Here is an 11,951-nt window from a genome sequence, read left to right as displayed (position 1 = left end):
AATTATAATGAGTATGAGATGTGGTGAGACATTGTGAAAACGGTTGTTTTTGTTTTCGTAATGCGAAGGTCGTAGGTTCGACTCCTATTATCGGCACCATCTAATTCAAGTAGTTACAGTCATTCCTCGTAATAATTACATGCGCTGAAAAATCTATTTAAGTGCTGGTGTAAGTAAATTCAGTCAACTCCTATTGTAAGTATCTCGGTAAAACGAACCACTCCCTTTTAGGGATCTTCCGACATACTGATTATGCCCCCTTAGGAGATCGCTAGGCGCAAGATCCGATTCACTGAGCACCAGATCATCATTGTGCTGAAGTCTGTCGAACCATTAAAGATGTGTGCCGTGAGGCTGCGATAGCGCAACGTGAGGTTTTAGGGGGGGAGTGCCAGATAAAACAGGGTGAAAGATCTGAACTACCCATCAGTAAATTCATCAATTCGCGATCATCTGCCGGAATGCTGCGCGCGATCCCCGTATTGCGGATAAAAGAAAGCGTAACTGGCAATAGATCAGGATGTAAATCGCTGCTCAGTCGATAACATCCATTATCCTGAATGATATCGAGATATCCGAGTCTCTGGTGGAAATCACGCTGTAACGTGCGCTCAGAAGCACAAAACTCATCGGTAACTGACTGAATAATCAGATATTTTTCATTCATCAGACGACTAGCAGGCGTACTGCCAGCCGATCGTGCCGGGAATCTGATATGTTAAGCAAGGTGACTCTCCATGACTAAATATATTGATAATTCATGTGGTTATTATGCAGGGGGTATTCGCAGGATATGTCGTACAAAAGAAAGTGGTAGCCTAAAAGGTCATGCCATTTAATTTATTGAAAATAAAAAATATTTATGAGCCTGGATGGAGTAACGGTCCATGCGACATATCCTGACACCTACCAGATGTAATGAACTGGAAATAATCTAATTACGGAAGAATATGTGGCTCGCTCCCTTTGTAACGTTATGGCTAAGATCAGATTTTCCTAATTATTCACAGAGGTAATATATATGTGAGATTTTCAGGAATATAGGCAAAGGTGAGCGTGCAATAGCAGGATTAATTATGGTGGTGATCGGGATGCGCCTCGTTGTACTTAGTCGGTACTACAATCACCTAGCCTTGGCGCGCCCCGTACTCGGTAATGACCTTATCCCCGAAAGTACGTATCTGCTGGTTTTCCCTTTTGAGCCGTGGCACCTCCAGACAACAATCATATATGGCATACGTTGAAACGCTGAACATTGATACCGCATGGTTTGCGGATGAGCTTCCCATTTTGTGCGATTTTACTGGAGTTTTTCTATCGCGGGCCGACATTAATAATGCGACTGGATCTCAGTCCCTGGAATCGGTAACTAGATTTTTTTCAGATTAACGCCAAAGTAGTGAATGCTTGCAATGACAAAGAGTTAAACACACAGTCACTGTTACCTCATTTAGGATGGACCCGTTACGTATGACTGACAAGCACACCACAATTACGGAGCTACAGACGCGTTTTTGCCTGAGTGAATTAAACGTAGCCAGCTGGAGCTGTATCCATTTTCAGCTCAATCCCGAGTCTATTCTGGAGGATGAACTCCTCACCGAATACCGTTTTTACCGCATCGAAGAAATGACTGATGAAAAGGCTGCGGTTCATCAGCTGGTGATGAGCAATGTGATCGCCAATATGAGCGATTTGTGCGTAACTCTGTTGTATATGCTGCCTAGCGACGGCCAGAGTATTCGTTATGAAGAAGAAACTCGGCTGCTGGCAAAGCAGGAGCCGGATGAAGGTGGCAGTAAAAAACTCGGCGTGGAGATGTTCTGCAACCTGTTGGCTGAAGTGCGTAAATATGGCGAGGGGCTGATCATCGTGAATCAGATCCCCAACAAACTAATCCCGGACGTTATTAAAAATACCAATACCAAAATCGTTCACTGTCTGTTTTCTGCTGTCGATCGCAATCTATATTTGAGAACCATCAACCGACGCTAATCATCAATATCGACGATAAAAACACTTTAAAGAGAGAAAAATGAATACCGCAGAAGACTTTAACCGCCTCTATGCCGACGTTTCACGCAATATTCAGCAGACGCTGACTGATATCGCTGCACTTCATGTTGAAAATGAAGAGGGAAAGCAGCAGCTGCAATCGATGGTCACTCAGTTGCAATCCCTGCAGGATGGCTTTGACCAGAAGCTCATGTGGCTGCAAAAGCACGCCGAATGGGACAAATTTACCCTGGCGTTCTTTGGCGAAACCAACGCCGGTAAGAGTACGATAATCGAATCGCTGCGCATCTTGTTTGATGAAGAATCCCGCCGCCAGCTACTGCAAAAAAACCACAACGACCTGGAAAAAGCCGAACTGGAACTACAGGAAATCTCGGAACGACTGCGCAGCGACTTAGGGCGAATCTATAGCGATGTGGTGGATAAAATCACTGATATCAGTTTTTCCGCTCTGCGTCTGATGCAAATTCTCGACAATGAAAGCGCCCTGCGCCAAAAACGGGAAGAGGAAGAGAGCAAGGAGCGCCTGGTGGTTGAAAAGACGGAAAGCCAGCTCCGCCTCCAGCTTGAGCAAAACGAAAGCCAGTCGCGATTGCAAATTCTGCAAAAACACACCAGCGCCAAAACACGATTAACCCTGTGCATTGCCGCCGTCATCTCTTTTATCGCAGGAGCAGGCGCGAGCGCCGCCGTGGTATTCAATATGTTTGTGGGGCAATAGGATGAGTGACGCACTGGATCTTCAGGCTAGTACCACGTCAGTACGTTTGCAACGAAAGCCCTCATTGAATATTCAGGAGCTCCTGAATAAAACGCTGCCTCACTTGGTTCAGACCGTAATCAGGAATGAGAGATTAAAGAACACCCTGCTCCAGGTTGATGGTCTCATTATCGGTACCGGCGAGGCGGATTTTACCAAAGGGAACACCCGCTATGCCTTACATATTGACGATAAGACCTTCCATCTGCTGGACGTACCCGGCATTGAAGGCAATGAGTCACGCTATATCACCCAGGTGAAGGAGGCTATCGCCGAAGCGCATATGGTGGTGTACGTTAACGGCACCAACAAAAAGCCTGAAACCGCCACCGCCGAAAAGATCAAATCATACCTCGAATACGGTACGCAGGTTTATCCGCTGGTTAACGTGCGTGGATATGCTGACGCCTACGAATTCGAAGAAGATCGCCACGATCTGACGCAGCAAGGAGGCGCAGGGGAAGCGCTGAAGCAAACCGTCGGTGTACTGCAACCGGTGCTGGGCTCCGATGTGCTGCTTCCTGGTAACTGCGTTCAGGGGCTGCTGGCCTTCTGCGGGCTAGCCTATGATGATGCGACGCAAAGCACCACTATCCACCCCTCGCGCGCGTACAACCTCGCCGCGCAACAGAAACGCTATTTCCAGCACTTTTCTTCTCGTCGGGATATGCAGGAATTTAGCCAGATTGATGCCATTGCCCGTGTCATTCGCAGTAAAGTCGCCACTTTTCGCGAAGATATTGTTGAAAGCAACAAAGGCAAAGTACGAGAGTCACTGGGCCAGTATCTACAGGTACTAAACACGCAACTCACCAATCATCGCGCATTTCTAAAGAAAACAGAGCCGGAATTTGACAAATGCCGCGCCGCCTTTGCTAACGCCATTGCAGCCTTTGAGCGCCGAATCATCAACAATCGCCGTAACCGCTGGAACGACTTTTTCAATGATCTGATGGAAAAAAGCGACGACATTGTTGAAGACGATTTTGGTGATAAAGAGGCGATTGCCCGGCGTATTAGCCAGCAGTTTAAATCGCGTCGCGTCGAGGTGGAAAAGTTAATGCTCCAGGACACAGAGGAGGGCGTTCAGGCCTTACAGGAGCAGATGATTCAAGCGGTGGCTCGTCTGTTACAAGATATTAAGCACATTGAGTTCCAACAGCATGTCGATTTCGCCCACGGCAGTGAATTCGAATTTGGTCGCGAGATTGCACTGGGTTATGACCTTGGGTTAAGGGATTTCGGCTCAATGGCCTTTAAAATCGGCAGCTACGCCTTAAGCGGCGCCACCATCGGTAGCGCCTTCCCAGTGATCGGTACGGCCATTGGTGCTGTAGCAGGCGCTTTAGTCGGCGTCGTCATGACCGTTGTCGGTTTCTTTACCAGCAAAGCGTCGAAAGTTCGCAAAGCGCAGGCGAAAGTACGCGACAAGCTAGAAAGCGCCAGAGATAAAGCGCTGGACGGTATTGATGATGAGGTCCGTAACCTGGTTGCGGCTATCGAGAATGAACTGAAAAGCAGCCTGCTGCAAAAAGTGAACGCCATGCATACGGCATTACGGCAGCCGATCGCCATTTTCGAACAGCAAATCACGCAAATCACTCATTTAAAAAATCAACTCGAGAACATGCCTTATGGAACAATTCAAACAGTTCAGTATTGAGAAGCAGGCTGCCATTAACTCGCTGCTACAGCTGCGCGGCATGCTGGAAGCGCTGGGAGAAATGGAGATCGATATCAGTGACGATCTGCAAAAAATTGCGTCGGCCATCACAGCCGTTGAGTCCGATGTGTTGCGCATTGCCCTGTTGGGGGCTTTTTCGGACGGTAAAACCAGCGTTATCGCCGCCTGGCTTGGCAAAATCATGGAAGATATGAATATCTCGATGGATGAATCTTCTGACCGCCTGAGCATCTATAAGCCGGAAGGATTACCCGGAGAATGTGAGATCGTAGATACCCCGGGGCTGTTTGGCGATAAAGAACGAGAAATCGACGGCAAACAGGTGATGTATGAAGATCTTACCAAACGTTTTATTTCCGAAGCGCATCTGCTTTTTTACGTTGTCGATGCCACTAATCCGCTTAAAGAGAGCCACAGCGCCATCGCAAAATGGGTGCTACGCGATCTGAATAAGCTGTCATCGACCATCTTCATCATCAACAAAATGGATGAAGTAACTGATTTAACCGATCAGGCGCTGTTTGCAGAACAGGCGGCCATCAAAAAAGAGAACCTGAAGGGCAAGCTACAGCGCGCGGCAAACCTGAATGCGCTAGAGCTTGAACAGCTTAATATTGTTTGCATTGCTTCAAACCCAAACGGTCGTGGCCTTCCCTTCTGGTTCAGTAAACCTGAACATTACGAAAGTCGCTCACGCATCAACGATCTCAAAACAGTCGCCGCCGATATTCTGAAAACCAATGTTCCCGAAGTGCTGCTGGCGAAAACCGGCATGGATGTGGTGAAAGATATCGTCACCCAGCGTATTACCAGCGCCCAACTGCATCTCAACAAACTCAGCACGTTCGTTGCGAAAAATGATGAAGATACTTCGCGTTTTACAAGCGATATCCAGCAAAGCCGTAACGAGGTCAAACGTCTGGCCGGCGAAATGTTTGAAGAACTTAGTTTGCTGGAAAAGCAGCTGATGAGCCAGCTACGTCCGCTGGAACTGGATGGCATTCGCCCCTTTATGGACGACGAACTGGGCTATAACGATGAGGGCGTCGGCTTTAAATTACACCTGCGCATTAAGCATATTGTGGATCGCTTTTTTGTGCAATCCTCCGCCGTCACGCAGCGATTGTCGGACGATATCACTCGCCAGCTTAATTCCAGTGAGAGTTTCTTAAGCGGAGTTGGTGAAGGGGCATTTAAATCCCTCGGTGGCGCGTTTAAAGGAATTTCCAAAATTAGTCCGGAGACGATTAAAACCACGATTTTTGCCGCACGCGATACCATTGGGCAATTAACGGGCTATGTCTACACCTTTAAACCATGGGAAGCGACCAAACTGGCTGGTGGCATCGCTAAGTGGGCTGGTCCGGCCGGGGCCGCATTTACCATCGGCTCTGACCTATGGGATGCCTATAAAGCGCATGAACGTGAGCGAGAGCTGGAAGATGCGAAAAACGCGTTGACCCGGATGATCAAAGATCCGTTCAGCGATATCTATAGCGTCCTGAGTTCAGATGAGAAGACTTTCGCGTTCTTTGCTCCCCAGATTCAAGAGATGGAAAATGTCATCCGCGATCTGACGGAAAAAAGCGACACCATTCGGAAAAGCCAGCAAAAGCTAAGTTTACTTCAGCAGCAGCTCGAGCAGTTTAACTGTTTGAGCGAGCAGCAAGCGTCCTGATACACAAACGGCAGCCCGCAGGCCACGCTTAGTTATAAATCAAACTAAACGTGGCCAGTCCATCGAACTCAACTCACAGCCCGTGTATTGCGGTTCGTTGCCTATATTTTACAGTTAAGGCAACAGATTGGACGTTTCGTGCTTATCGTCAGGCTCCTTTGAATACCGCATCGAAATCTGCGCCGCTTAAGTCAGGGGAAGCACAAAGCATATCCCTTGCCAGGGCTCGCCTGCGGTTCAGTAACTCGTCCAGCGTTTCCTCAAACGTCGTAATATCAGCATCTCTTACCGTCGGATAATAAACATAAACATCCTTCGTCTGGCCGATACGGTAAGCGCGATCTGTGGCCTGATCCTCTTTTGCCGGGTTCCAGCAGCGGGTGAAATGGATCACATGGTTGGCTTTTTGGACGTTAACCCCAAAGCCAACGGCAACGGTGGAGAGAATGATCACCCCGAAACCGGGTTGAGCCTGGAAATCATCAATTAATCGCTGGCGGCTGTTCTGGCTTTGGCTTTTGGTACTGGTATCACCATTGATAATCGTTGGACGAAAACCGAAACGCTGCTGAATCGCATGCTGGATTTCGCGCTGCAGATCGCGCAGCTCGGTAAAGATAATCACCTTGTCTTTGCTGGTATGTTTAATTTCGTCCAGGGTTTTCAACATCCAGTTAAGCTTTGGCGAGCCTTCCCGGTAACGAGGTTCTGGATTTACCACGGCAGGGTGAGCACAGATAAGTTTGAGTCGATGTAATAAACCCAACATCCCCGCACCGGCCTGCTGCATTCCTTCGCTAAGCGCTTGTTGCTGTTGCCAGTTAGCAATCGATGAAAGGTATAGCTGCTTTTGAGGACCGGAAAGCGGCAGCTGTTTGCAGCTGGCTACCTCAATTTTATTTGGCAGATCGCGCGCGACCTCTTCTTTGGTTCGACGCAACGTTTGCGGTTCGATCAACGCGCGTAAATTCTCTAATTTTTCGATATCTCGACCGGTTTCGCTCTCTATGGGGCGAACATAGTGTTTGCCAAACTCATTAAGTGCGCCTAATAAACCTGGCTGGGCGAAATCGAACAGGCTCCAGAGGTCTACCAGCGTATTTTCGACGGGCGTGCCAGTGCAGGCCACTTTGAATCTGGCCTGTACGGCATTGGCGGCATGAGTGATTAAGGCTGCTGGATTCTTAATTTTTTGCGCCTCGTCGCACACCATGATTGACCACGGCTGGCGCGCCAATGAAAACTCCTGATCGCGGAGCGTTTCGTAGGTCGTCAGAATGATTTTTGCATTGCCCGGCCAGCCGGGTTTGAGCAGGTTTTTAATCCCCTGAGATTGCAGATGCGTTGGAATGGCCTGTTTTGGGTATTTTACGGCTTTAATCGTCTCGCCATACAATTTCAGTACTGAAATACCCGCGGTGTAGAAGAAATTATCCAGTTCACGTTCCCAGTTGTCTAAAAGAGAGACGGGGGCAACGATGAGGCTTGGTGGTTCATCCGGAAATTTTTCAATAAACCAGACCAGAAAACTCAGAATTTGCAGCGTTTTACCCAGACCCATATCATCTGCCAGCAGGCAGCCGGCTGTTTCCTGAGGTGAACGAAGGAACAGCTGTTGGAGCCAGGCCACACCTTCGCGTTGATGCTCTTTGAGTTGAATGTGCGCTTTCAGGCTGAGCGGAATTTCAGGTTCTGCATGACGCGCACTGAGGAGCGAATCACGGCGTTGCTTGATATAGGCTGCTTCTTCAATATTTTGTTCAATTTTGAGTACAGCTCTGGCGGCTTTATCTACCGTATTGCCAGCTGATTCATCTTTTGCGTTTTGCTGTTTTTCCCAGTTCTTACTGAATGTTTTAGCGGTATCCAGCGATAATTCAGCGTCATTCCAGGGCGCGGTAATGTGCGTTTCGCCAGCGGTTTCCGCGTGGGTAATTCTCTCCTGCAGTTCATCAAAATGGCGCTGATTTTCAGGTTGCCAGCCATTTAGCGTCTCGACCGAAAATGCGGAGAAGTCGAAATCCTCAGGAAGCCAGTTTTCACTCTGCGTCTTGGTCAGCCAGGGCGACGATATTTTTTCAAATTCCCCAATGCCGATAACGCGATCGCCATATTTCCCGATATCCAGAACATCGCTAAATTCTTTACCTTCCACTTCCTGCTGCCAGCGGGTCAGCAGTGACTGACAGTCATGCCACTGTTGTTCGGTGAATTGACTCAGTTCCAGTTCGTAACCCTGCCAGGAGCCTGCGGGCATGCGTGCGGCAACGCTTATCCCCAGAGCCTGAATAAATTTTTCCAGCTCCCATGGGGCGGAGAAAATGAATGACACTTCTGGTTGCGGCACGGGCGAGATGGGCTCCAGAACCAGCGTAACATCCTCTATTTTGTTCTCATCATTGAGGCGAGGTTGAAGCCTGAAGTGATGGAAGAATATATGGGCATCAAACAGTGCCTGCTCGTGCTCTTCAGGGGCAATCACGCTCGCGGCATCTTCACCCAGGAAGGTATAGGGGTTGCGAACAAAGGAAAGCGCTTCGCTACCCGCCACTCGACGGCCTGGAATTGAGCGTATCGAGCTCAGCACCTCTTTCACTTCAGGGGGAATGATGACATGGCTGAGTTCGCCATTCTCGCCGGGGATGCGGTAGCTATCATGAACCTGCGCATTCTTATCAAAACTACCGAGCCAGTTGGCGGGTTGGTCCTCGAAGTGGGGCTCAATTTCGATAACGGCAGTATCGGCCACCGTTGCCTTACGCAGGCGCAAAGATAATGAAGTTGGTTTGATGACATGCGTTTTTTCCAGATAATCATCAAATTTTGCGGCGGCCAGTTTTGCACACTTACGGATAGCGGCCCATCCTAACTGATTAGTGGTTTCGCCTGGATCCTGGATTTGCTGCGCGCTGAGCTGTTCCGTTGCCTGCAAGAGGTTCCAGTTTTCCCTGGATAGAAGATATTGCTGATTTTCATAGATAAAAATGGCGCCGGTGCGACTAAAACGGATGGCGTTACGCGCTGGAAGCGTGACCCACTCGGCAATCCAGACGCGAAAATCACTATCGCTTAACGCGCCCTGGGAACGAAGCCCTGCACGTAATGGCAAGACGTCCGGGACGCCAATCAGAGGCAGGCTGCTGGCATGCTCCTCGTCTTCCAGCAGGTGATACAAGGCATTCCAGCTTAATAGCCAGCGGTCTGTTAGTGATATCAGATAGTCTTCTTCGGCCAACTGCTCCAGCCAGGATGCCAGAGCCCAAAGCGCCGGGTCATCAACCAACGATTGCGGAAAACTGATCCCAGTTTCCTCAATCTGGTACTGATTCTTCAGGTGGCGTTCTATCTGCTGACGGTTTCCCGTCAGTTTACTTAACAGACGTTTCAGCATTATTTGATCCAGTAACGATGAGGTTCTTTAGTCACGGGGGTGAAGCCGAGTCGAAGTAGTTCTCTTTCCGTCGTTTCATCCGCCGTTTTGAGCTGTACGGACAGAACCCCACCTTTTTGTCGATTATCGCTGACGATACATGAGGCGTTTTCAACCAGGCGCTGTATCGCCGTATCACGCAGCGGGTTGATAATTTTTACATCAGATACCGTGGTGAGGGGAGGCGCTTTTTTATCCACAAATTTGACGGGTTCTTCAGCCATCCAGCGGATCCCCAGTTTGCGCAGCTCTTCGTCGTATTTAAGCATCCAACCGGTGATGCGAACCTTGTTATAGCCCTCAGCCCTTGGCGTATGAGGCATGCGTAGCGCACAGCGCCCCTGGTCTTTTAGATGTATGTTGATGTCAAGGGTTCGTGATTCTGGGTTAAATGGTGCATGACCAATCCTATAGGCATACATCGCATTACCTGTTCCGGAAAACTCGACGAACAGGTAATCATTAATCTGCATAATCATGGCGTTATCGAGACTACGCCCACCTTGTAAATAGCTCAATCGCCCTTTATTCTCCTCGCGGAATTTAATAAAGTCGTTGCTTTGGTGTTGCCTGGCATCTGGCCCCATCACGATACGGGTGAATCCCATCTGGTTTGCGAAACGCAGCCAATAGTGCAGTCGAGCCTGATCCACATCGCCGTTTCCACGCAGCAGAGCGAAGAAATGCATTAAGTCTTGTTTTGCTAACCAGCCCCGCACCATAGCGGCAACGGGTTCAGCAACATACTGATGCCACTTATTTTGCTGACTCTTTAGCTGAGGGTTATCCCAGTACTCGAGCGCGGCCTGTTTCAGGGTAGAATGTGCCTGATCGCGGTAGGTCGAATGGTAATAGCGGGTGAGCGTCGCCGTGATGATGTCATCACGAAAACGCACCCACTGTGCCGCCAGACCTAATAGCCAACTGATTTTGTCCAGATACTGCGGATCGTCCAGAGTATCAAGCTGCGCCAAAAGCACCGTGAAAATACGTTTCCATAACCAGCTGCTATCGGGGATCTGCGCTATCTTCTCCAATGCTGATAGAGAATGGCTCTCACCTGATAATAGCTGTCTTGAAATGACGCCCCCCGCCTGAGGGGTAAAAATGTCGTGATAGGACTCTATGGTTTTCATCCACGACTTTTCTCTGCGGATAGCCGCTTTGACCACGGAATAGCCCTGGCCGATATGCCCACGTAGCGCACACCAATTCGGGTTTGTTTCCGGAGATTCATGCCGGTAAGCAAAGTAGCTTGAACACAGCGCAGCCCAGTCCCGGCGCTTTAGCGTTTTAGTTTCAATCCGACTTTTAATGGCGCGGTCTACTTCGGGGAAAAACTGCGCGTCTTCCAGCAGTATCGGCTGGCCAGGGTACTGTGGATCATTATCGGCAAGGCCATAAAACACCATCCGCCACTCTCGATCGTTCAGTTTCTCTGCAAGGCGAAAACGACGAAGGGCCGCTAGCCGCATTTCATGCGGTGGAGTGGGGATCTTTTCAGCCTTATCAAAACGTTTTTCCATGTCGAGGGCCGCGGAGGCCAGCGCGGGAAAATCATTTTGCAGATAATGGTCATTCTGCTGGCCGGAAGCAAGCTTAGCCGCGATGCGTTGTGAAAGAGCGTTCAGCGCGGGGATCATTGCGGCATGACCAGCTGACAAACTTCTTTATTGACGACCGGAGGGAAGTCCACCTCATCGGTACCATCGCGTTTATCCTTCAGCCCGAAGAATTGCATGCGCAGCTCGACGCGACGGCTGGCTTCTTTGCTTTCTTTTGCATTATTGAAAGAGACGCCACCCGCCAGGAAAAGCTTACGAATTTGAATCTGCTGTGCGGCAGAAATGCTATTTTGCAGAGGGCTGCGGCTATCAAGCAGGCTGCACATTACCCATTCAGAGCGCTGCAGGGAAAGATGCAGGTTATAAAGGTAAGAACCGTCCGTGTCGGTAAAGCCTTCAATGACGATTTGCTTAAACCATTTCTTGCCTTCGTCGCTGTCGGCTGCCTCAAGTACCAACGGCACAACATCCTGCAATGCTTTTTGCCCTTCGGCATTCAGGAAAAATCGGTTGTGATCAAAACGTCCCGCCTCACCGAAGCTGATGCGATTATCGTGGCAATCCACCACGATGGTTTTGTTCACGTTGCGGGCGTGCAGTTCCAGGCGTTCGCAGAGTCTGGAGATATCTTGTCCCCGTACCTTTTCACCTTGTTCCGCACGTTGGATGCGCTGAGTAACAGAGCTTAATGATGCCACCATGACCACCAGGAACAACACCATCATAGCGGTCATCAGGTCAGCGTAAGAGATCCAAAAGGGTTTCTCTGCTTCATCGCCGCGGCGCTTTTTAACGCCAAATGCATTTCCAAACATCTG

Annotated in this window: 8 protein-coding genes; 4 read left to right on the top strand and 4 right to left on the bottom strand. The window is 49.3% G+C overall.

What is annotated here, in order from left to right; genetic code table 11:
* Positions 1–307: 307 nt before the first annotated feature.
* Positions 308–667 carry a hypothetical protein gene (locus V6940_RS06535; RefSeq protein ID WP_333495330.1) on the bottom strand — a complete coding sequence of 120 codons (360 nt, stop codon included), beginning with the start codon at positions 665–667 and terminating at the stop codon, positions 308–310.
* A gap of 803 nt (positions 668–1,470) precedes the next feature.
* Between V6940_RS06535 and V6940_RS06530 the strand changes: the two genes are divergently transcribed.
* The 4 genes from V6940_RS06530 (at position 1,471) to V6940_RS06515 (ending at position 6,138) form a co-directional block, all read left to right on the top strand.
* Positions 1,471–1,995 (top strand): hypothetical protein, encoded by a 525-nt coding sequence (locus tag V6940_RS06530; protein WP_333495287.1) that lies wholly within the window; start codon positions 1,471–1,473, stop codon positions 1,993–1,995.
* Positions 1,996–2,035: 40 nt separating this feature from the next.
* Positions 2,036–2,737 carry a hypothetical protein gene (locus V6940_RS06525; protein ID WP_333495286.1) on the top strand — a complete coding sequence of 234 codons (702 nt, stop codon included), beginning with the start codon at positions 2,036–2,038 and terminating at the stop codon, positions 2,735–2,737.
* 103 nt (positions 2,738–2,840) lie between these two features.
* Entirely contained in the window at positions 2,841–4,439 is a 1,599-nt protein-coding gene (locus V6940_RS06520; protein ID WP_333495285.1) for a DUF1269 domain-containing protein, read from the top strand.
* Entirely contained in the window at positions 4,411–6,138 is a 1,728-nt protein-coding gene (locus V6940_RS06515) for a LeoA/HP0731 family dynamin-like GTPase (protein ID WP_333495284.1), read from the top strand. Before V6940_RS06520 ends, V6940_RS06515 begins: the two co-directional genes overlap by 29 nt.
* Before the next feature lie 148 nt (positions 6,139–6,286).
* On the opposite strand, the gene zorD is transcribed toward V6940_RS06515, so the two are convergent.
* From zorD to zorB1, 3 genes are read right to left on the bottom strand one after another with little or no spacing between them, the layout of a single operon-like run.
* Positions 6,287–9,529, bottom strand: a complete 3,243-nt coding sequence (zorD, locus tag V6940_RS06510) for a type I Zorya anti-phage system protein ZorD (RefSeq protein ID WP_333495283.1) — start codon at positions 9,527–9,529, stop codon at positions 6,287–6,289.
* Complete coding sequence (gene zorC / locus V6940_RS06505) at positions 9,529–11,211, bottom strand: type I Zorya anti-phage system protein ZorC (RefSeq protein ID WP_333495282.1); 1,683 nt, start codon at positions 11,209–11,211, stop codon at positions 9,529–9,531. The genes zorD and zorC overlap by 1 nt, the downstream gene beginning before the upstream one ends.
* Positions 11,208–11,948 carry a type I Zorya anti-phage system protein ZorB1 gene (gene zorB1, locus V6940_RS06500; protein ID WP_333495281.1) on the bottom strand — a complete coding sequence of 247 codons (741 nt, stop codon included), beginning with the start codon at positions 11,946–11,948 and terminating at the stop codon, positions 11,208–11,210. Before zorB1 ends, zorC begins: the two co-directional genes overlap by 4 nt.
* Positions 11,949–11,951 lie beyond the last annotated feature (3 nt).

The sequence above is a fragment of the Kluyvera sp. CHPC 1.251 genome, assembly GCF_036759945.1.
Taxonomy (GTDB): domain Bacteria; phylum Pseudomonadota; class Gammaproteobacteria; order Enterobacterales; family Enterobacteriaceae; genus Kluyvera; species Kluyvera sichuanensis.
The sequence above is the reverse complement of the archived record's forward strand: the minus strand, read 5'-3'. Positions and strand labels throughout refer to the sequence as shown.